Annotated in this window: 16 protein-coding genes and 1 tRNA gene; 6 read left to right on the top strand and 11 right to left on the bottom strand. The window is 63.3% G+C overall.

Annotation, left to right across the window (positions count from 1 at the left end; genetic code table 11):
* Positions 1-81: 81 nt before the first annotated feature.
* From JQ863_RS07130 to JQ863_RS07100, 7 genes are all read right to left on the bottom strand, one after another.
* Positions 82-273, bottom strand: coding sequence for a DNA gyrase inhibitor YacG (locus JQ863_RS07130; RefSeq protein ID WP_204113603.1), 192 nt, complete (start codon positions 271-273; stop codon positions 82-84).
* Positions 270-1,298, bottom strand: coding sequence for a ribonuclease E/G (locus JQ863_RS07125; RefSeq protein WP_204113602.1), 1,029 nt, complete (start codon positions 1,296-1,298; stop codon positions 270-272). Before JQ863_RS07125 ends, JQ863_RS07130 begins: the two co-directional genes overlap by 4 nt.
* Positions 1,295-1,873: a Maf family protein gene (locus JQ863_RS07120; RefSeq protein WP_204113601.1), complete on the bottom strand. Its 579-nt coding sequence runs from the start codon at positions 1,871-1,873 to the stop codon at positions 1,295-1,297. Before JQ863_RS07120 ends, JQ863_RS07125 begins: the two co-directional genes overlap by 4 nt.
* Before the next feature lie 39 nt (positions 1,874-1,912).
* A complete protein-coding gene (infA, locus tag JQ863_RS07115) occupies positions 1,913-2,131 on the bottom strand; it encodes a translation initiation factor IF-1 (protein ID WP_021097168.1) in 219 nt (72 codons plus the stop codon).
* 145 nt (positions 2,132-2,276) lie between these two features.
* Positions 2,277-3,362, bottom strand: coding sequence for an autotransporter outer membrane beta-barrel domain-containing protein (locus JQ863_RS07110; RefSeq protein WP_204113600.1), 1,086 nt, complete (start codon positions 3,360-3,362; stop codon positions 2,277-2,279).
* A 144-nt stretch (positions 3,363-3,506) separates the two neighbouring features.
* Positions 3,507-3,950: an arsenate-mycothiol transferase ArsC gene (locus tag JQ863_RS07105; protein ID WP_204113599.1), complete on the bottom strand. Its 444-nt coding sequence runs from the start codon at positions 3,948-3,950 to the stop codon at positions 3,507-3,509.
* Between the two features lie 4 nt (positions 3,951-3,954).
* Positions 3,955-4,434, bottom strand: coding sequence for a UPF0262 family protein (locus tag JQ863_RS07100; RefSeq protein WP_204113598.1), 480 nt, complete (start codon positions 4,432-4,434; stop codon positions 3,955-3,957).
* Between the two features lie 200 nt (positions 4,435-4,634).
* On the opposite strand from JQ863_RS07100, the gene yghU reads away from it, so the two are divergent.
* Positions 4,635-5,519, top strand: a complete 885-nt coding sequence (yghU, locus tag JQ863_RS07095) for a glutathione-dependent disulfide-bond oxidoreductase (RefSeq protein WP_204113597.1) — start codon at positions 4,635-4,637, stop codon at positions 5,517-5,519.
* A gap of 101 nt (positions 5,520-5,620) precedes the next feature.
* Here yghU and hisD read toward each other — a convergent pair whose 3' ends face one another.
* The 4 genes from hisD to JQ863_RS07075 all read right to left on the bottom strand — a co-directional run bounded on the left by hisD (position 5,621) and on the right by JQ863_RS07075 (position 8,960).
* Entirely contained in the window at positions 5,621-6,922 is a 1,302-nt protein-coding gene (gene hisD / locus JQ863_RS07090; RefSeq protein ID WP_204113596.1) for a histidinol dehydrogenase, read from the bottom strand.
* Between the two features lie 93 nt (positions 6,923-7,015).
* Complete coding sequence (locus tag JQ863_RS07085) at positions 7,016-7,495, bottom strand: DUF2948 family protein (protein ID WP_204113595.1); 480 nt, start codon at positions 7,493-7,495, stop codon at positions 7,016-7,018.
* A complete protein-coding gene (murA, locus tag JQ863_RS07080; RefSeq protein WP_204113594.1) occupies positions 7,492-8,760 on the bottom strand; it encodes a UDP-N-acetylglucosamine 1-carboxyvinyltransferase in 1,269 nt (422 codons plus the stop codon). Before murA ends, JQ863_RS07085 begins: the two co-directional genes overlap by 4 nt.
* A 5-nt stretch (positions 8,761-8,765) precedes the next feature.
* Entirely contained in the window at positions 8,766-8,960 is a 195-nt protein-coding gene (locus tag JQ863_RS07075; RefSeq protein WP_204115086.1) for a hypothetical protein, read from the bottom strand.
* Between the two features lie 91 nt (positions 8,961-9,051).
* Here JQ863_RS07075 and JQ863_RS07070 point away from each other — a divergent pair.
* From JQ863_RS07070 to JQ863_RS07050, 5 genes are all read left to right on the top strand, one after another.
* Positions 9,052-9,126, top strand: a tRNA-Thr gene (locus JQ863_RS07070).
* 228 nt (positions 9,127-9,354) lie between these two features.
* Positions 9,355-11,379: an elongation factor G gene (locus tag JQ863_RS07065; protein ID WP_204113593.1), complete on the top strand. Its 2,025-nt coding sequence runs from the start codon at positions 9,355-9,357 to the stop codon at positions 11,377-11,379.
* 332 nt (positions 11,380-11,711) lie between these two features.
* Positions 11,712-13,985 carry a FecR domain-containing protein gene (locus JQ863_RS07060; RefSeq protein WP_204113592.1) on the top strand — a complete coding sequence of 758 codons (2,274 nt, stop codon included), beginning with the start codon at positions 11,712-11,714 and terminating at the stop codon, positions 13,983-13,985.
* Positions 13,986-14,038: 53 nt separating this feature from the next.
* Entirely contained in the window at positions 14,039-18,865 is a 4,827-nt protein-coding gene (locus JQ863_RS07055) for a PKD domain-containing protein (RefSeq protein WP_239113360.1), read from the top strand.
* 3 nt (positions 18,866-18,868) lie between these two features.
* Positions 18,869-20,596, top strand: a complete 1,728-nt coding sequence (locus JQ863_RS07050; protein ID WP_204113590.1) for an adenylate/guanylate cyclase domain-containing protein — start codon at positions 18,869-18,871, stop codon at positions 20,594-20,596.
* The last annotated feature ends 4 nt before the right edge of the window (positions 20,597-20,600 follow it).

Here is a 20,600-nt window from a genome sequence, read left to right as displayed (position 1 = left end):
TGCTGACGCATTTTTGGGCGGTCGCAGCGCAAAGAAACGGACGTCAAACACGATTCGGATTCTACCAGAGCGGTAGGCGCCTCAATGCGGCTTGCGCCCCTGCCGCCCGGATGCATTGGTATCCTCTGCGTCAAATACGTCGTCCGGGCCTTCTTCGACCGGCACCGAATAGCTGCCATCAAACCACTTTCCAAGGTCGATATCCGCGCAACGCTTGGAACAGAATGGGCGGTATCTGGGGGCGCTGTCCTTGTTGCAGATCGGGCAACTCATGTCGTCACCCCCGCGAGATCGACAGGCCGCCGTAGCCTTTTGCGCTGAAGCTCAAAGTGACCCAGCGGCGTCCACCCCGCCAACACCGTGTCGATTGTATCCCTGCGAAATGCCGCTTTCAGCGCGGTTTCAAACTGGCGGCGCTCTTTCTTGGGCATCGGCGCCAGGTCAAGGGTGACCTGCCCCCCCAGCCCGCGGATGCGCAATTGTCGCGGCAGGTCGCGGGCCAAGGCCAGATTCGCCTTCAGCCCGGCCGCAAGCGAAGTGTCGGGCCCTGTGTTCACATCCACCGCAACCAGTGCCCGAGTCGGTTCGACAAAGGCAAACGCTCCATTGCCAAGCGCCACCTTCGACTCGGCCTGTTCGGTCAGCAAGTCCAGGACACCCAGCCGCTCAAACCCGCCCTCAGCGTTTTCAACCGATGCGGGTTCGGCCCATTCGCGCCAGGCTTCGGCATGGGGGCCGTCGCCTTCAACCAATGTTTCTTCGCCACCTTCGGAATCGGCCAGAACCGCCTCGGCCAGCTGCCGCATCGCGGCCACGTCGCCGGCGATGTCATCGGGGTCGGCGTCCTGACAGGACGAGCGCAGGATCAAGCCGAAATCGCAGCCCGCCATGCCCTCATGCGCAATCTCCAGCAGCGTATCACGCAGGTCGTCATCCTTGATCCGGCGGCTGATATTCAGCCCCGGCGCATCCGGCGTGACGATGGCATAGCGGCTTTTGAACAGGATCTTCTGCGTCACGGGAATGGCCTTGCCCGGCTCCGCCACGCCCGAAACCTGCACCAGCAGCGCCTGCCCCGGAGACAGCCCGCGCACCTGCCGCAAAAAGGCCGACCCGTCCGGGGTTTTCACGAACATGCCGCCCTGCCCCTTGACGGGACGGTCTGCAATGGCGCGATAGATCGTGCCCACGCGCGGCCCGTCGCCATCGACAAGCAAGTCCTCAAGCCGGCCATCTACGACAAGCGCCGCCGCTTCGCGGCCCGCGAGTTGATCCAGAACGATCTGCCTGCCCTTCATGCCATGTCCTTCCACAGCGGATACCCCGCCGCCTGCAACAGCGCCGCGGTCTCGGCCAGCGGCAAACCGACAATACCGGTAAAGGATCCGCTGATCCACGGGATGAAAGCCCCCGCCATCCCTTGGATCCCATAGCCGCCCGCCTTGCCCTGCCAGTCACCACTGGCGAGATAAGCGTTCAGCTCTTCGTTCGACAGGCGCTTCATCTTGGCGGTGCTTTCGACATCCCGCTGCCAGACCCGGTCACCGCGTTTCACCGCAACGGCGGTGATGATGCGATGGCGGCGTCCGCCCAGCGCAACCAGAAACTCCGCCGCCTCACCCGCATCGGCGGGCTTGCCCAGAATGCGGCGTCCCAGCGCCACGGTGGTATCCGCGCACAGCACGATGTCGTCGGGATCGGCAACAACCGCCGCGACCTTCTCGGACGCGATCCGGCGCGCATAGGCGCGCGGCAATTCGGATTTCAGCGGGGTTTCGTCGATGTCGGGCGGGCGGACATCATCCGCCACAACCCCGATCTGCGCCAGCAGTTCCCTGCGGCGCGGACTGCCGGAGCCCAGGATAAGTTTCATCGCGGGGCCTCCGTCATCGGACACGCCAGAAGGCGCGTCTTACTTGAAGCGATAGTTGATCCGACCCTTGGTCAGATCGTAGGGGGTCATTTCAACCTGAACCCGGTCGCCTGCCAGAACACGGATGCGGTTCTTGCGCATCTTGCCTGCCGTATGCGCGATGATCTCATGGCCGTTCTCAAGCTCGACCCGAAACGTCGCATTAGGCAGGAGTTCCTTCACGACACCGGGAAATTCGAGCAGTTCTTCCTTGGCCATGGTCTCTCCGTTCTAAAACACCCGCCGATTTGCGGGCTGACACTAAATGGTCCGAAACCGTCTGGTTTTCAAGGGCCATATGGGGTGAGGCCGGAAAATGTGATGCAATTGCGCACGGGCATCGCAGACCCGGCTGTCGCCGGGGTCAGAACCGCATGCTCACACTGCCGACGAAGCGGTCCCCACCGGCATTGCGGTTGTACTCTGCCGCAAAGGACCAGCCGTCCTTGTGGCCATAGTTGAAACCCACGACGAAAGAATAGGGAAAAGGATTGCTCAACCTTGCCCGATAGCGCACGTTCAGGTCATCCCCATCGGAAAACGCGTCGCGCAGCCGGGCAACTGAATTGATCGTCTGCGTAGTATTAAGATAACTCACGCCGACAAAGGCGGCGAACAGGTTGCCATTGCCGATTTCATAGCGGCGCCCGAACCGAAGTCCTGCGGTATTTGCCTCAACCGGGTTGACCGAATTGCCCCCTATTGTGCGCGTGGCAGCCATGGTGCCAACAAGGAAATAGTTGTCGAACCCATAAACGCCACTAAACCCGACTGTGCCGGACGTGGTTTCGGTCCGCGCACGCAGACGCGTGGTCGCGGTCCCGCAGGGCCGCAGAGGTGAGCAGATCGGAAAAGGGAACAGCGCGTCCAGATCAACGTTCAGATCAAAGGTCACAAACCCCGAGTTCTTGCCCAATGCCGCAAACACATTGATGAACGGAAGGACCCAGACGTCTGCCTTCAGCTGATGACCGTTGGTGCGAGATACGATATCGGTGAAAGTGGCCACGCCTCCGATCTCGATCAGCGGCGCATTGGGGGGCGGGACCACACCCTTGTCGATATTTACGGCGACATTCTCGATCTGCTGCGAGGCGGTGTTCACCACGCCGATATAGGAGATCCCATAAGGTTCCGGCAGGGCAAAGCCACGGTTCAGCGCCTGCTGACCCCAGATCGGGAACATGCGGTCATAGACAAACGGTGTCTTCGGCGCCTCGGCTTTCTTGGGATCGCGCAGCTGGAACTGATCCGGCAGCTTCAGCGCATAGCCCAGTTGCGCCAGCACACCATCCGAGCGCGGCTGCAGTTCCGAAAACTCATTCGCGTCCTCAACGAACTCCTCAAAGCTGCGCCGTCCGCCGTTTTCATCCTCCGCAAACACAGCCCCCGGCAGCGCCAAAAGCGCTAATGCGGCCAGTGCTTTCGCAATCGTTTTCGTGACAGCCATCGGGAATCCTCTTGGCGCGGACAGGACGCACACTTTTTCCGCGACAGCAAAGAGATCGCCAAGCCATCTGAATGGGAAAATTCAGCTTGCGTGACCTTTTTGCCCCTTTTGGCCGAACGGTTTTTTTGGTTCTGTCAGGGGGGGCTAACCCCATCGCTGCCTGAGATGCGCGACGATCTGGTCACGGGCCTTGCGATAGGCGGCCAGCTTGTCGTCCCGCCCTTCGCCTTTGCCGCTGGGATCGTCGATCGGCCAGAACTCCAGGTCGATATGGTAAAACCGCGTCAGGTCTTCGATTCGCCCAAAACTGGCGGGCGTCAGCGCCACGATCAGATCGAACGACGAAAGCTGATCGCCAAGCTTCTCCATCTCTTCGAAACTGCGGGTCCGATGGCGCGACAACTCTACCCCGATCTCGGCGCAGACGGCGATGGCGAACCCGTCGATCTCAAGATCGTTCTTGATACCGGCGGATTGGACATAGGCATCCTCGCCATAGAATTTCTTGCAAATCGCCTCGGCCATGGGCGATCGCACGGCATTGTGATCGCAACAGAACAGGATCGACTGCGGTAGGTCCGAGGCCATCGCGTCAGCCTCCGAAATGCAGGACGCAGATCAGGGTGAACAGGCGGCGTGCCGTATCAATGTCGATATCGGCCTTCCCCTCAAGCCGTTCTTGCAGAATACGCGCACCCTCGTTGTGGATACCGCGCCGGGCCATGTCGATGGTCTCGATCTGGCTGGGGGGCAGGTTCTTCACCGCATCGAAATAGCTTTCGCAGATCTGCCAGTAATCCTTGACCACCTGCCGGAATGGCGTCAGCGACAGGTGGAATTCGGCCGCCTTTTCACCGGTCTCGGCCGCGACATCGAAAACCAGCCGTTTGTCCCGGATCGACAAATCCACCGCAAAAGGCCCGGCCGGAGTGACCCGGTCGTCACGTTTGGGCAGGTCAAAGCTGTTCTCTTCCAACAGGTCAAACATCGCCACCTTTCGCTCCTGCTCGATCTCGGGCGTGGGCGGCGGCAGGTTGCGATCGTCGATTTCAATGCGGCAGATACGGGACATCCGGGTACTCGAAGTTTTACATGTTGCGACGTGCCTATACCAAGGCGCCGTGCCGGGCAATTCCGGGTTACTACTGGTCATGCGCGCATCATGTGCGGATTTGCGAGGTACAGGGGCATTGAACATCGCCGTTGAACGGTTATCTCTGCACCCTTGGACGGGCACAGGCAGCCCGAAGACTTGGCGAACAGGAGGTCCCCATGACAAGCGGCAAGACATACACCCCCCCGAAAGTCTGGACGTGGGAGCAGGAAAGCGGCGGCCAGTTCGCCAAGATCAACCGCCCGATCGCCGGCCCCACCCACGACAAGGACCTGCCCATCGGAAAGCACCCCCACCAGCTTTATTCGCTGGCAACGCCGAATGGCGTAAAGGTCACCGTGCTGTTCGAGGAACTCCTCGCGCTGGGGATCGAAGAGGCGGAATATGATGCCTGGCTGGTCAACATCGGTGAAGGCGATCAGTTCGGGTCAGGCTTTGTCGACGTGAACCCGAACTCGAAGATTCCGGCCCTGATGGACCACTCGACCGCCACGCCGACCCGTGTTTTCGAATCCGGCGCGATCCTGCTGTATCTCGCCGAGAAATTCGGCCAGTTCCAGACCAAGGACCCGGCCAACCGCGCCGAGATGCTGTCGTGGCTGTTCTGGCAGATGGGCAGCGCGCCGTACCTGGGCGGCGGGTTTGGTCATTTCTACGCATATGCGCCTGAAAAATGGGAATACCCGATCAACCGCTTCGCCATGGAAACCAAGCGCCAGTTGGACGTTCTCGACCGTAACCTCGCCGATCGCAAGTTTGTGACCGGCGACGATTACACCATTGCGGATATGGCGATCTGGGCCTGGTACGGGCAACTGGCGCTGGGCCGGCTCTACTCGGCCGGGGAATTCCTCGACGTGGAAAGCTACAAACACGTCCAGCGCTGGGCGCAGGAAATCGACGCCCGCCCCGCCGTTCAGCGCGGCCGCATGGTCAACCGCGCCTCGGGCAATCCGGCGATGCAGCTGCGCGAACGCCATGATGCCAGCGATTTCGAGACCCGGACACAGGACAAGCTGGAACCGGAAACCGTGGAAAGCTGACCGGCGCTTTCCTCTTGCCGGAAATACCTCGGGGGTGAAGCCGGAAAATGCCCGCATTTTCCGGCGAGGGGGCAGCGCCCCCTGCCCCAAGGGTCCTGCCCCTAGTCGTTCAACGCATCCAGCCGGGCGCGCACGCTCAGGCCATGGGCCTCAAGGCTTTCCGAGATCGCCAGCGTCTCGGCCGCCGGGCCAATCGCGCGCAGCGCCTCGGGCGTCATTTTCGACAGGGTCGTGCGCTTGAGGAAATCCATCACCGACAGGCCGGACGAAAACCGCGCCGACCGCGCGGTCGGCAGCACGTGGTTCGGCCCGCCGACATAGTCGCCAATGGCCTCGGGAGTGTATTGCCCAAGGAAGATCGCCCCGGCATGGGTGATCTTCTGCGACAGCGCGTCGGGATCGGCAACGCAAAGCTCCAGGTGTTCCGGCGCGACACGGTTCGACAGCGCCGCCGCCTGATCGAGGTCCGCCACCGTAATCACCGCGCCGAAATCGCGCCAGCTTGCGCCCGCGATGGCGCGGCGCTCCAGCGTTTCCAACCGCTTGTCGACCGCCTCGGCCACGGCGCGGCCAAACCCTTCGTCATCGGTGATCAGGATCGACTGGGCGCTTTCGTCATGTTCGGCCTGGCTCAGAAGATCCAGCGCGATCCAGTCGGGATTGTTGTCCTTGTCGGCAATCACCAGAATCTCCGACGGCCCCGCGATCATGTCGATGCCCACCTTGCCAAAGACCCGTCGCTTTGCAGCCGCGACAAAGGCATTGCCCGGCCCGGTGATCTTGTCCACCGGCGGTATGGTCTTGGTGCCATAGGCCAGCGCCGCCACCGCCTGCGCCCCACCGATGCGATAGACCTCGTCCACCCCGGCCAGCCGCGCCGCCAGAAGCACCAGCGGGTTGGCCACACCGTCGGGGGTTGGCACCACGATGGCCAGCCGCGCGACACCGGCAACCTTCGCGGGGATCGCGTTCATCAGGACGGAGGACGGATACGACGCCAGCCCACCCGGAACATAAAGCCCCGCCGCCGAGACCGGCGTCCAGCGCCAGCCCAGCACCGCGCCGCTGTCCTCGGTCCAGCTTTTGTCCTCGGGCAGTTGCGCCTCGTGATAGCGACGGATACGCGCCGCCGCCAGTTCCAGCGCGGCGCGGTCCGTGTCGCTGACCTGATCGCAATAGGCGTCGATCTCGGCCTGACTGAAGGCCAGCGTGTCCGGTGTCAGGTCCAGCCGGTCGAACCGCGATGTCAGTTCGATAACGGCGGCATCGCCACGGGTGCGCACATCCTCGATGATCTGGGCCACAACCGCGTCCACGTCGGGGCTGTCTTCCCGCTTGGCGCCCAGAAGCGCGGTAAAGCGAGTTTCGAAATCAGGCTCGGAAGCGTTCAGGAATTGCGGCATCGAAGTCTCCTTTGGCGGGGGTCATAGCGGCCCGCCGCACAACGCTCAAGCGGCCCGATTGCCGCTTGTGGTCGAAACCCGTGAAATCCGGGGTCAGATGTCGTGATGCGGTGCCTTGTGCGAGGGGGCGACATAGGGGCGCGTGACATCCTTCAATGTCGCCTCAAGCGCCTCGACCTCGACCCGGAAGGCGCCGTCGCCCGCAAGGGTCAGCAAAACCGCCCCTGCGCCGTCTTCGCCCGGTTCGAACTCGATATCCAGAAGGGACAGGACCGAGTCCTTGTCCCCCGGCGACACCCCCTGCGAGGCCACTTTCATCACATTGTCAAAGACCAGGATCGAGCGCACCCGTTCAACCGGGCGGCCACGCTTTTCGGCGGCGTCCATGTCCTCCCAGCGGAAGCGGTTGAGCAACAGCGCGAACCGGCGTTCATGTGCGCGCCAGCTTGCATCCGCCGAGGTAAAGACCGAATCCTGCGTCAGGGTTGCGATCACTTTCAGGTCGTCGCCGTCCAGCGCGCCAAGGTTCAGGGGCTTTTCGCCGCCATCTTCGAAACGTGCATCCATGCTCATGACGACCGGACCCTTTCGATCTGGGCGCCGACATTGCCCAGTTTTTCTTCAAGACGCTCATACCCGCGATCCAGGTGATAGACCCGGTTCACGACGGTTTCCCCTTCGGCCGCAAGCCCGGCAAGGATCAGCGACACCGACGCGCGCAGATCGGTCGCCATGACCGGCGCGCCTTTCAGCTTTTCGACACCATGCACGGTGGCGGTGCCGCCATGCACTTCGATCGACGCGCCCATCCGCCCCAGTTCCGGCGCGTGCATGAAGCGGTTTTCGAAAATCTTTTCCTCAAGAACGGACGTGCCTTCCGCCGTGCAGAGAAGCGCCATCATCTGCGCCTGCAAATCGGTCGGGAAGCCGGGGAAGGGTTCCGTGGTGACATCCACGGCCCGCACCCGCCCGTTGCGGCGCGCGACTTTCAGGCCAGTGTCGGTTTCTTCCACGCTGATCCCGGCGGCATCCAGTTTCTCGCAGAAGGCGGCGACAAGCTCGATCCGCCCGCCAAGGCATTCCACTTCGCCACCACAGATCGCCGGGGCCAACATATAGGTGCCCAGTTCGATCCGATCCGCCACAACGGGATGGGTCGCACCATGCAGCCGGTCGACGCCCTGCACCTCGATCCGGGGGGTGCCGTCGCCTTCGATCTGCGCACCCATCGCCCGCAGGCAGGTGGCAAGGTCGACGATCTCGGGTTCACGCGCGGCGTTCTCGATCACGGTGGTGCCCTTGGCCAGCGTCGCCGCCATCAGGATGTTCTCGGTCGCACCGACCGAGGCAAAGGCCAGCTTCATCTGCGCGCCCTTCAGCCCGCCCGGCGCCTTGGCGTGCAGATAGCCGTCTTTCAATTCGATCTGGGCGCCCAGCGCCTCAAGCCCGTGGATATGCAGGTCCATCGGCCGCGCCCCGATCGCACAACCGCCCGGCAGCGACACCACCGCCTGTCCCAGCCGCGCCAGCATCGGCCCCAGCACAAGGTTCGAGGCGCGCATCTTGCGCACGATGTCATAATCGGCGACGTGATTGTCGAGGTCATGGCTCGACATGGCCAGCACCTTGCCTTCTTGCAGCGACGACACTTCGGCCCCAAGCGACGCCAGAAGTTCCGACATGGTCTTGATGTCAGAAAGACGCGGCGCATTGGTCAGCGTCAGCGGTTCCTCGCTCAGCAAGGTCGCTGGCATCAAGGTCAGGCAGGCGTTTTTGGCGCCTGCAATGGGAATCTGCCCCTTCAGCGGGCCATTCCCGCGCACAACTATCGAATCCATCTGCTCTAGCCCTTTTTGTTTGAAACGCTTTCTGAAACGTCTTTTGCGGCGTCCTGATTAACTGAATCGCCGTCCGAACCGGCGGCCCGTGCCCGCGCCTGCGCCTTGCGCCGGCCCATATTGGCCTTCAACGCGGCTTTCAGCCGTGCGTCACGCTCTTGTGCCTTGGTCTGTTTTTGCGGGGCTTTTTTATCTTCCATGCTGTTTCCATACATGAGGCGAAAAAAAGGGTCCAGATTGCGCTTGCACCCCATTTCGTTTCGGTCTACATCCCGCGCCACGATGAACGGCGCTGCTGTAGCTCAGTGGTAGAGCGCACCCTTGGTAAGGGTGAGGTCGGGAGTTCAATCCTCCCCAGCAGCACCATCTTCCCCCCAATATCCGATCCGATCCAAACGGGAAAATTGCGCCTATTGTTGCGATCCGTGGCATAGTGGGTGGATCGAATCTCTTGTTTTGCCGGAATTTCAGGCCGCTGGCCGACGTTCTTGACCTTGATCATTGCGCCCGTGGCCGCCCGGCTGAACAGTCGTGGCAAGGTCCGGGTATCTCGTGGCCCTGACCTGCATGTGTGACAGGGAAAGGGAGGATCACATGACCGATCAGACTGTCGGCGCGCGATGCGCGGCCATCGTCGGCCCCTACGGGTCAGGCAAATCGACCTTGTTCGAGGACCTCCTGTTCATATCCGGCGCCATCCCCCGACGCGGGACGATCAAGGAAGGCAACACCGTTGCCGATTCCACGCCCGAGGCCCGCGCGCGGGGCATGTCGACGGAACTGACCGTGGCCAGCACCCGCTATCTTGAGGAACCATGGACCCTGATCGACTGCCCCGGTTCGGTCGAACTGACCTGCGACGCGCAGGGCGCCATGATGGTGGCCGACATCGTCGTGGTGGTCTGCGAACCGCAGATGGAGCGGGCCGTTACCGTGTCGCCGATCCTGAAATTCCTCGATGACCGCGATATTCCCCATGTCATCTATATCAACAAGATGGATCAGGCCGACGCGTCGGTTCGCATGACCTTCGAGGCACTTCAGGCGATCTCGGAACGGCCTCTTGTCCTGCGCGAGATTCCGATGCGTGACAGCGGGGGCGCGGTGACGGGCATGGTCGATCTGGTCAGCGAGCGCACCTGGCGCTGGAACCCACATGAACGTTCGGAACTGGTGGCGCTGCCCGACCGCCTGAAGGACGAAGAAGAACTGCACCGCAACGAAATGCTCGAGGCCTTGGCGGATTTCGATGACGCGCTGATGGAAGAGCTTCTTGAGGATGTCGTGCCCTCGACGGATGAGATTTATGCAAACCTTGTCAAGGATTTGCAGGACGATCTTATCGTTCCCGTGTTTTTCGGATCGGCCGAGAATGAAAACGGTATCCAGCGATTGTTCAAGGCGCTTCGGCATGAAACCCCATCTGTCACAGAGACCGCCGCGCGGCGCGGGATCGACACGGCGGACGGTCCCGTGGTGCAGGTCTTCAAGACCTGGAATGCCGGGCAGTCGGGCAAGATGTCGACGGTACGGGTCTGGTCTGGTAACCTGCCTGACGGCCAGACGCTGGGCAATGATCGGATTGGCGGGATCAGCACGCTGCTGGGCAAGAAGACCACCCGCGTCGACGGCGCGGCGGCCGGGGATGTGGTGGCGCTGGGTCGGATGGGCGAGGCCCAGACCGGCGACATCCTTGGCCCCGACGGCAAACGCGCGACCAACTGGCCCGACCTTCCGGCACCGCTTTATGCCTTTGCCATCGCCGCCGAGCGGCAATCGGAAGAGGTCAAGCTGACCGGCGCATTGGCGAAGCTGACCGAAGAGGACCCGTCTCTGGCCGTTACACAGGAAGGCGATACCGGCGAATATGTCCTGTCCGGTCAGGGCGAGGTGCATCTGCAGATCGCCCTTGCCCGGATGAAACGTGACTTCGGGCTCGACGTCAGCCATGCCCCGCCGCAGGTCCCCTACAAGGAAACCATCCGCAAGCCTGCTGAACAGGCCGCGCGGCACAAGAAGCAATCCGGCGGTCATGGTGAGTTTGCGGACGTCAAGATCAGGATCACCCCCCAGGCGCGCGGCGCGGGGTTTGAATTTTCCGACACGATCACCGGCGGCGTCGTGCCCAAGCAGTATATCCCGGCGGTGGAAAAGGGCGTCACCGCGTTTCTGGCCCGTGGTCCGCTGGGATTTCCCGTGGTCGACATCGCCGTCACCCTGACGGACGGCGGGTTCCACTCGGTCGACAGTTCCGACATGGCGTTCCAGAAGGCCGCGATCCAGGCCATGTTGTCGGCGATGCCGGACTGTTCGCCGGTTCTGCTGGAACCGGTCATGGCGGTGTCAGTGTCCGTGCCGTCCGAGTTCACGCCAAAAGTCCAGCGCATCGTGACGGGGCGGCGCGGCCAGCTTCTGGGGTATGACACCAAGCCGGGCTGGAAGGGCTGGGACGAGGTGCAGGCCATGATGCCACAGGCCGAAATAGGTGACCTGATTATCGAATTGCGGTCCGCCAGCCTGGGTGTCGGCACCTACGAGGCGCGGTTCGATCACCTTCAGGATATTGTCGGCCGCGAAGCGGACGAGGTCATTCACACCCGCAAACAGGTGGTCGCCTGACATAGAGAACCTGACAAAAGGAAAATCGGAGCGCCCTTCCGATCCAGAAATATCTCGGGTGGAGGCGAGGGAATTCATCGCGGCACCGACGAATTCGTTTCCATCTGCTCAACAATCGGAAATATCGGCGGCTTTTGTTCGCAATTCATGGCGGCTTCGCCACATTTTCGCCACAAAACACTTGCGATTTTAACCATCTTGCCGTTCAATTTCGGCAAAAATAGATTTTCGAAGTGCATCTTTAACATGCGGGAGGGTTTGCCGTGCCCTCATTCAAGAGTGATTGGGTTTCAAGATCACAAGCGGCAGCACTAGGGGCATTTCTGCTGTTGATGACAGCCCCTCTGACTGCCGAGACAGACCCGTTGGACACGCCTTTCGAGGTGATCGAATTCACGGGACAAGAGACCTTGCGCGAATTTGTCCGCCGCCACCTGAACGATCCTGACCTCTGGCCTACGGTCCTGCGGATCAATCAGCTTGCTTCACCCGCGGACCTGACGCCCGGCGCGATGCTGTTCATGCCCGTCACGCAGGTTGCACTGGCGGATGGCGCGTTGTTGTCCTCCCTTCAGGCGATTCAAAGTGCCACCGCACAGGGCGCGCGCCTGTTCGCCCCGATCGAAATCGGCGAGGCCATCGACAGCCGCGATATCGCCGTGCAGCGCCGCGAGGTTGGCGAATGGCGTGACGTCATCGACTATACCGAACTCGCGACCGCCCGCGCGCAAGAGGCCTATGACATCTCGATCAAACAGCGTGACCGGGCGGCCGAGGCGCTGATCACCGATATTCACGGCAATGTCGAAGGCCGCGATCCGGCGGAACCGGCATGGTCCGACCGATCCCTGAACGATGTGCTGGTCGAGTTTGAACGCCTGCGCACCCTGTCCAACTCGACCACACAGGTCACTTTCCGAGATCTGTCGCGGCTGCGGCTCAACCCGAATTCGAACGCCACCATTCAGGCCATGCGGACGGACCCACTGACCGGCAAAGAGGTGACAAAGGTGTCGCTGTCAAATGGCGACTTCTATGCGCTGCTGAACCAGCTTTCGACTCGTGACGAGTTCGAGATCGAAGTTCCAGGCATCGAAACCCGGACTGAATCCGGGGATTTCTGGGTCAAGAATGACGCGACCGGCGCGCGGTTCGTGAATTACGACAAGGCGTCGGTCGACATTACGGCCGGAACCCAGACCGTCAAGCTGGGTCAGAACGAGGGCGTGGTGATCTCGGGCGGGTCCGCCAAGGCACGGACTGCCGTTCTGGACAGCGCACGCGCTCTTGCTCCGGTGGGCGGTGAAACGGTTTATGGCGGCTCGGCGCCGCTGCGCTGGGACGTGTTCGAGGGGGCGGCAGGATACTGGATCGAACTGGCCTCGGACCCCGATTTCAATCAGATGGTCGCCTCGGAGTGGGGCATTCCCGAGACCGGCTTTGACGTCAACGGGTTGGACATCGGTGACTATCACTGGCGGGTGGCGGCGCTCGATGCACTTGGGCTGCCGGGACAATGGTCAAAGACCGAAACGTTCAAGGTGCGGTATGACACCACCCCCCCCTTCCTGACGATCCTTGCGCCCGGCCGTTCCTCGAATTCGGAAACGGACCGGATCGAAGTCTTTGGCGCCACGGAACAGTATGCGGTGCTGACACTGAACGGCAAGGTGACCGAGATTGCGGCCGACGGGTCGTTCTTTGCGGATGTGGCGCTGAGACCCGGCTTGAACCGGATCGCCATCACGGCAACCGACCCCGCCGGGAACATCAGCGAGAAAGTGGCGGAAGTCAGCTATCGCCCCCCCGTTTCGGTCGAGATCGTCCTTGCCGACACTTTGCCGCGTGACGGCGCAGTTCTGCTGAGTGCGACCGGGGAAATGACGATCCTTGCCACCAGCACCGCCGCGCCCGGTGTCGCCGTGCGCGTGATCGACGCAGACGGCGCCCTTGCCGCACAGGGACGTGTTCAGGGTGACGGCGGTGTGACGCTGACGGTTCCGGCAACCGATGAGGGCCGGGATTTCGTGATCGAGGTGCTTGCCCCCTCCGGCGCGGTCGAGGGCCGCCTGCCTATCACTGTACGCCGCGATACCACACCTCCGGCGCTGGCGCTGGACATGCCGCCACCGCTGGCAACGCAGGGCCTGGCCCTGACGCTGACCGGAACGGTCGAACCGGGGGCGGTAGTGACACTGGATGACAGGTCGGTTCCGGTGACCGATGGCCGGTTCGTGGTGGCCGTGGAACTTGCCGCCGGGCGGAACGCGTTTGAACTGCGCGCCCGGGACGCAGCCGGCAATACCGCGCTGGTGACGGCAACCACCCTGCAGGATTCCGATCCGCCCGAGATCGTCCGCGCCGAGGCCACGCGCCCCGACGGGGACGACGGGCCAATCGAGATCTTGGTGGAAGCCAATGATATTTCCGGCCTGCGTCAGGCCGCCGAGTTCCTGGTCGAAATCGGAAACAGCGAATACGAGGGCCTGATGCGGTGTGACGCGGCCCTGAACATCTGTCGCGCAACCCTGCCACCAGAGCCGGGCGCGCTGAATCTGGTCGAGGTTATCGTGCAGGATTACGCGGGCAACGAGGCGATCCGGTGATGATGATGACTTCCAAGACAATGCGCCCCCTGTGGCGGGCTTATTTGACATTCATGACCGCAGCGGGGCTGACGGCTTTGCCGGTGCTGGCGCAGAATGCGCCGCCACCGCAAGACGCTGCGCTTATGGTGGTTTACGGGGTCGACGCGCGGTCGCGCGAAGGCGACACCGACCACCGGGAACAGGTGTTCTTTTCTGTGCCGGAAGGCAGCCGGGATCGGCTTTATGTGCGCGTATTCGACCCGGACGTGTCGCGCGACAATGACTTTCTCTATGGCGGGGCGGGCAATGCCCGCACCGTGTTCCGCGTTGTTGGCGGCAACGGCGCATACAGTGCGATCCCCCGGCCCACTGTTGTCGAAAACGGCGCGCGCGCGACCCAGGTCCGGCGGGCTGACCTTGAAACGCCCTCTCCGGGTGAGGTGCTGCGCGAGCAGGAGTTTGGCCCGGCGTCAGAGCTGAACGGGCAATGGGTGACGCTTGGATCGGTGCGACCTGCACAGGGGGAAGCCATCGACGGGCGCCTGTGGTTCCGCATCGACGTGATCGGCGCCGGGGGCAATGACGGCAACGGGTTCTCGCTGGATGTCAGCCTTGCCCGCGAACGCAGCCGCCGCCCCGAGGGGCTGAAAATGCTGTCTTACGAACCAACGATCCGCTGGCCGGGCGGCGCCTATGGCACGCGGGTCGATTTCACCCATTCCGGCGGGGCACTGGTGGTGCAGAACTTCGACGGCGCCGCGGGCGATCTGCGCCTGAACAACATGTATGATGACCTGCCTCTGTCGGCCTCGGGTCAGGATGTCTGGGCCAGCAGCGAGGTGACGACCGAGGAGACCAACCTGTCGCTGACCCTGCGTGACGGGTTCGAGGTGCCAAACGACGTGACAATGCGGGTGTTTGACGGCGCAGGTGACGCCCTGCCCCTGTCGATGCCGCCCTATTTTGCGCCGGCCCCCGAACGCCCGACGGCAACGGCCACGGCCACGCCGCTGGCCGATTGTTCGTCGGTGGCCTTTGATGCCAGCACGTCGCTGGGCAGCCCGCTTTTGGGCTATTCGTGGCTGTTTGGCGACGGGGCGACATCGGACGAGGCCGTGATCGCGCATTCCTATGCCAAACCCGGCCGCTACGAAGCGACCTTGCGGGTGCTTGAACCGGGCACCGGCCCGGCACGCGGCGCCTTTACCACGGTTCCGGTGCATGTGCGCAATGCCCCGGTTGCCGTCGCAGGCGCGGCGGTCACCGTGGCGCCGGGGGATATCGTCAGCTTTGACGGCAGTGCCTCGATTGCGTCGGACAGCCCGATCACCCGCTTCAGCTGGAACTTTGGCGACGGCACCGTCGCCGAGGGTGCAACGGCTGAAAAAGCCTATGCCAAGCCGGGTCAGTACCGCGCCGTCCTGCGCGTGGGGGATGACAGCCGCCACCCCTGCAACTTCGGTCTGGCCACCCGCCCCGTGACGGTGAACCACCCCCCCGTCGCCGAGGCCGGCACCGACCTGAGCGTGGTCGTCGGGCAGACATTCTCGCTGAGCGGCGCGGCAAGTTATGACGTCGATGGCGAGATCACCGATATGACCTGGGACCTGGGGGATGGGACTGCGCTGGCAGGACCGGATGTCACCCACAAGTTCGACGCCTCAGGCAGTTACCGCGTGGTGCTGACCGTACGCGACAACAGCGGTGTCAGCAATGCGATCACACGTGACTTCATCACCATCGACGTAAACGCCCCGCCAGAGCCGCGTTTCACCACTCCCGACCGGGCATTGGCGGCGGGTGAGGCGGCTGTGCTGGATGCGACTGGATCGACGGATGGCGACGGGAACATCCTCAGCTACCTGTGGGAATTCGGTGATGGTGCGATTGGGGAAGGCGACCGTGTCGAATATGCGTGGGCCCAGCCGGGAACCTATCCCGTCACGCTGACCGTGGTGGATGACAGCGGCACGCCGACCGCGACGCAAAGCCTGAGCCAGACCATCACCATCAACGCCCCACCGGTTGCCGAGGCCGGGCCGGACCAGTTCCTGACTGCCAGCGATGTGCAGTTCGACGGGCGCGCCTCGCGGGATTCCGATGGCGCCATAGCGCGTTACGATTGGGATTTTGGCGATGGCCACACGGGGACCGGCCCCAACCCGCGCCACGCCTATGCCCGCCCAGGAGTCTATAACGTGGCACTGCGGGTCACCGACGACAGCGGCGCGCCGCAATCCAGCCACCGCGACACGATGCGCGTCACCATCAACGCCCTGCCCATCGCCGATGCCGGCCCTTCGCTGACGGTGACACCCGGCCAGAGCTTTACCCTGGACGGCAGCGCCTCAGTCGACAGCGATGGCAGCGTCGCGGCCTGGGAATGGGTGCTACCTGATGGCACCGTTCTGGACGGAGAGCGCGTCTCGCACGCGATTGCGGCACCCGGCATCTATCGAATTCGGCTGACGGTGTTTGATGACTTTCCCGACCGGGGCGGACGGGACGAGGCGGAAACATTCATCACCGTCAACGCGCCGCCGGTTGCCGTTGCGGGCCCCGACCTGAGCGTTGCGCCGGGACAAACGGTTCTGTTCAGCGCAGCCGGTTCGAACGACCCGGACGGAAGCATCTCGGGCTACCGCTGGGAATTTGACGACCTTGGTGCAGAACTTCAGGGCCGCGAAGTCGAACGGGCCTATGACGTGCCTGGCGTGTTCAACGCGCGCCTGGTCGTCACCGATGACAGCGGCGTGACCAATGGCGTCGCTTCGGACGAGGTGGTGGTTCGGGTGAACCACGCGCCGATTGCCGAAGCGGGTGAAGATATCATCACCGATCAGCTTCTTGTGACGCTTGATGCTTCGGGGTCCGGCGATGCTGATGGTGACAAGCTGACCTACACCTGGGACTTTGGCGACGGCAGCGGGACGCTGGACGGCGTCCGCGTGACACATGCCTTTCCGCGTGCGGGGAAATATCCCGTCACGCTCAGGGTCAGCGACGGAACCGGGCTGGCCAACGGCCGCGACGTCGACGCGATGTCCGTGACGATCAACGCCCGTCCCATGGCCGTGGCGGGCGGCAACCGCGATGTCTGTTCCGGCGAGCCGGTGCTGTTTGATGCCTCGGCCAGTTCCGATCCTGACGGCGAGACCCTGTTGTTTTCCTGGGACTTCGGCGATGGCGAGACCTCGACGGTGGTCAACCCGAACAAGATCTATGAACTTCCCGGCACCTATCCCGTCACCCTGACGGTTCAGGACGAAAGCGGCACAGAGCAGGGCCGGCATATGGACCGCATCGCAGTTCTTGTGCGCGAGGGGCCGATCGCCATGGCCGGCGAAGACAAGACGGTCTGCGTCAATCAGCCGGTCCGCTTTGACGGCACGGCGTCGACCGATGCGGATGGGTCGGTCAACGGGTTTGACTGGAGCTTTGGCGACGGAGGCCGCGCCGGAGGTGCCGAGCCGCTGCATTCGTTCTCGAAGCCGGGCGAGTATCGCGTGACCCTGACGATCACCGGCGACACGATTGGCGCTTGCAGCCCTCTTGATACCGATACGCTGACGGTGACCGTGTTGGATGCGCCGACACAGGAAATCGACGCGCCTCTGCGCGCGGCACTTGGTAACGACATTGTTTTTTCCGCCAGTCTTTCCGGCGTTTCAGATGGTGTCGAGGCCCAGCATCGCTGGACCTTCCCGGATGGCAGCAGCACCGAAGGCGACACGGCATCCCATGCCTTTGCCGCGCCGGGGGCGCAGCTCGTGACGCTTGAGACCACGCTGGAGGGCACCGAGATCGGCTGCGGAGCGCTGGTCACGCAGGCGCGGGTCATCGTAAACGAAGCCCCGGTGCCACTGTTTGACGCCCCCGCAATCGTCGCGGCGGGCCAGACCGTCGCCTTTGACGCGGGCGCCTCGGTTGACCCGGATGGCGCGATCACCGGTTTCCAGTGGGACTTCGGAGATGGCAATACCGGACAGGGCGTGACGGGTCTGCATGTCTATTCCGAACCCGGCGACTACGAGGTGACGCTGACCGTGACCGATGCAGCGGATGTCGAGAACTCGCAAGCGCGCCTCAGCCAGACGGTCACGGTGAACCCCGCGCCGATGGCCGCGCTCGCGACCCCTGCCCCCTATTGCCCCGGAGAGACGCGCACCTGGGCCGCCAACTGGGGCGACGGCGACATAAGCTGGGCCTTCGGCGACGGCAAAACGGCAACCGGCGCCACCGCGTCGCATAGTTTCGCCAATCCCGGCTTGTTCCCTGTGTCGGTCCGCATGGACGATGGCAAGGGTCAGCTGAACTCGGTCCGCATGGAAGAGGTCTATGCCCGCATCAACGCCGCGCCTGTGGCCGAGGCCGGGCCGGACCGCACCATCTGCCCGGGTGACGAGATCACTTTCAGCGCGCTGACCCACGACCCGGACGGCACCGTCACCGCGCATGAATGGGTGTTCTCCGACGGGGTCACGCTGAACGGTCCGACGGTGACACGACGCTTTGATACAGCCGGCGCGGTGGACGTGAGGCTGACCGTCACGGACGACAGCGGTTCGGCCTGTGCCAGCGGGTCGGACAGCGCGCGCATCCTGGTCAATGCTGCCCCATTGATTGACGCCGGACCGGACCGCGAGACGCTGGTTGGCGCGGCCCATGATGCGGTGCGGTTCGACGCGGGCGGGGCAAGCGACCCCGATGGCCATGGGGTCAGCATCGGCTGGGCCTTCGGCGACGGGGCAAACGCCACCGGCGCGGTCGCGCGGCACGCCTTTGCCGCCCCGGGCGACTATCTTGTCACGGTCACGGCCCGCGACTCGACCGGACTGACCTGTGGCATCGCCACCGACACGGTCCGCATCTCTGCCTCGGCGCGCGACGGGAACTAGGCTATGCGATTTCCCCTGCCGCTCAAGTTCTTCTTCTTTGCGGCTCTGATCTCGGTAGCGCCTCTGACGCTGGTTGGCGAAAACCTGATCCGCATCGCGCGGGACGAGTTGAAAAGCGCTGCCAACGAGGACCTGACCCAGGTTGCGGCAGAGCTGCGGCAGGAATTCGATACGCTTTACGAAGGCCAATGGCTGACGCCGATCTCGGTGATCCGCAACGGGATTGACAACCCCGATCTTGGCGTCGCGCAGAAGGTGTCGCTTCTGACACTGGGGCTGGAGGAACTGCCGGACGTGGTGGCGATGCAACTCAGCGTCGACGGGTCCGACCTGCCGGTTCTGATCTCGGACGAAGCCTATGGCCAAAGGCTGGCGGCGCTTGGGCTTGACCCGGTGGCGACACTGGCGACGCCGTCAGCCGTGATCGCCTCGATCCAGGGGACCGGGCAATGGGGGCGCCCGCTGATTGCGCGAATGGACGGCACAAACGACTGGGTCGCCACCTTTGCCCTGCCGTTGGAGAACGGCATCGCCGGGCGCAAGGTAACGCTGTCGGCCAAGGTGCTTCTGGCCAGCCTGCGCAACCGCGCCGACCGTCATCCCTTTCGTCAGCGCGGAGAGATCACGGTTGTCGACCACGCCGGGCGCGCGGTGCTTGAAGACTCGCCCCGCCTTCTGTCGGACCGCGCCATTGTCGGTGCGGCAATGCCGCTGATCGTGGCCGGGGCGCGCGCCGACGCGCTGCAACCCTACACCCGCCCGACCGGAGAGGTGATGCTGGGCGCCTATGCGTTTCCCGACTGGTTTCCCTGGGCGGTCGTCACCGAAATCAGCGAAGCCGACGCCTATGCCGTGGTCGACCAGATGACGGACCGCATCCAAATTGTCGGGCTGGTCGGTTTCGCGCTGGCCTCGGTCTTTTCGCTGATCTTTTCACGCCGTCTGACCGGGCCGATCCTGAAGATCGGCCGGGTGGCCGAAAGGATCGGGGAAGGCGACTTTGCCGCGCGTGTCGAGAAGGTGCGCTCTCGTGACGAGATCGGGGATCTGTCCACACGGATCAATGCCATGGCCGCGCAACTGGCCGAGCGGCTGGAACTGATGAAGTTCGTCAGCCACGGCACCATGTCAGCAATCCAGCATGCCGAGGGCGACGGGATGCACCGGGGCGGCGAGCGGCGGCACCTGGCGGTGATGTTCACCGACATCCGCGGATATACCGAATTCTCGGAAGCCCACCCGCCGGAAGAGGTGATCGAGATGCTGAACCGCTATTTCGACGTGCAGGCCGAGATCGTGTCGCGTCATGGCGGCGACATCGACAAGTTCATCGGCGACGCGCTGGTCGCGGTGTTTGACGGTGCGGACAAGGAACGCCGCGCGGCGCTTTGCGCGGTCGAACTCAATGCGGCAATGGCCGGAATGCTGGATGCGCATGAGGGCTATGAGCTGGCGGTGGGGATCGGGGTTGCCTCGGGCGAGGTGATCCTTGGGGCCATGGGCTCTAGCGACCGGATGGATTTCACCGTGCTGGGATCAACCGTGAACCTGTCCGCGCGCCTGTGCAGCAAGGCCGGACCGGGTGAGGTCCTGTCAGACAGCGCCACACGCAATGCGGCCCGTGGAAACGGCGTCCGGTTCGAAACGCTGGAACCGATCCCGCTCAAGGGATACGCGACGCCAGTGCCGGTCTTCCGCGCCGTTGCAGCCACGGCCGCGACGGTTCAATGACGGT

The organism is Shimia biformata, assembly GCF_016888515.1.
GTDB lineage: Bacteria > Pseudomonadota > Alphaproteobacteria > Rhodobacterales > Rhodobacteraceae > Shimia_A > Shimia_A biformata.
Note: the sequence above shows the minus strand (reverse complement) of the source record. Positions and strands in the feature narration are given on the sequence as shown.

Coding starts and splice junctions, on each gene's coding strand:
- JQ863_RS07075 (WP_204115086.1), bottom strand. CDS start 8,960: ATGGAAGATAAAAAAGCCCCGCAAAAACAGACCAAGGCACAAGAGCGT.
- JQ863_RS07100 (WP_204113598.1), bottom strand. CDS start 4,434: ATGTCCCGTATCTGCCGCATTGAAATCGACGATCGCAACCTGCCGCCG.
- JQ863_RS07105 (WP_204113599.1), bottom strand. CDS start 3,950: ATGGCCTCGGACCTACCGCAGTCGATCCTGTTCTGTTGCGATCACAAT.
- JQ863_RS07125 (WP_204113602.1), bottom strand. CDS start 1,298: ATGAAGGGCAGGCAGATCGTTCTGGATCAACTCGCGGGCCGCGAAGCG.
- JQ863_RS07065 (WP_204113593.1), top strand. CDS start 9,355: ATGACCGATCAGACTGTCGGCGCGCGATGCGCGGCCATCGTCGGCCCC.
- yghU (WP_204113597.1), top strand. CDS start 4,635: ATGACAAGCGGCAAGACATACACCCCCCCGAAAGTCTGGACGTGGGAG.
- murA (WP_204113594.1), bottom strand. CDS start 8,760: ATGGATTCGATAGTTGTGCGCGGGAATGGCCCGCTGAAGGGGCAGATT.
- JQ863_RS07130 (WP_204113603.1), bottom strand. CDS start 273: ATGAGTTGCCCGATCTGCAACAAGGACAGCGCCCCCAGATACCGCCCA.
- JQ863_RS07050 (WP_204113590.1), top strand. CDS start 18,869: ATGCGATTTCCCCTGCCGCTCAAGTTCTTCTTCTTTGCGGCTCTGATC.
- JQ863_RS07055 (WP_239113360.1), top strand. CDS start 14,039: ATGACCGCAGCGGGGCTGACGGCTTTGCCGGTGCTGGCGCAGAATGCG.
- JQ863_RS07085 (WP_204113595.1), bottom strand. CDS start 7,495: ATGAGCATGGATGCACGTTTCGAAGATGGCGGCGAAAAGCCCCTGAAC.
- JQ863_RS07110 (WP_204113600.1), bottom strand. CDS start 3,362: ATGGCTGTCACGAAAACGATTGCGAAAGCACTGGCCGCATTAGCGCTT.
- infA (WP_021097168.1), bottom strand. CDS start 2,131: ATGGCCAAGGAAGAACTGCTCGAATTTCCCGGTGTCGTGAAGGAACTC.
- JQ863_RS07120 (WP_204113601.1), bottom strand. CDS start 1,873: ATGAAACTTATCCTGGGCTCCGGCAGTCCGCGCCGCAGGGAACTGCTG.
- hisD (WP_204113596.1), bottom strand. CDS start 6,922: ATGCCGCAATTCCTGAACGCTTCCGAGCCTGATTTCGAAACTCGCTTT.
- JQ863_RS07060 (WP_204113592.1), top strand. CDS start 11,712: ATGACAGCCCCTCTGACTGCCGAGACAGACCCGTTGGACACGCCTTTC.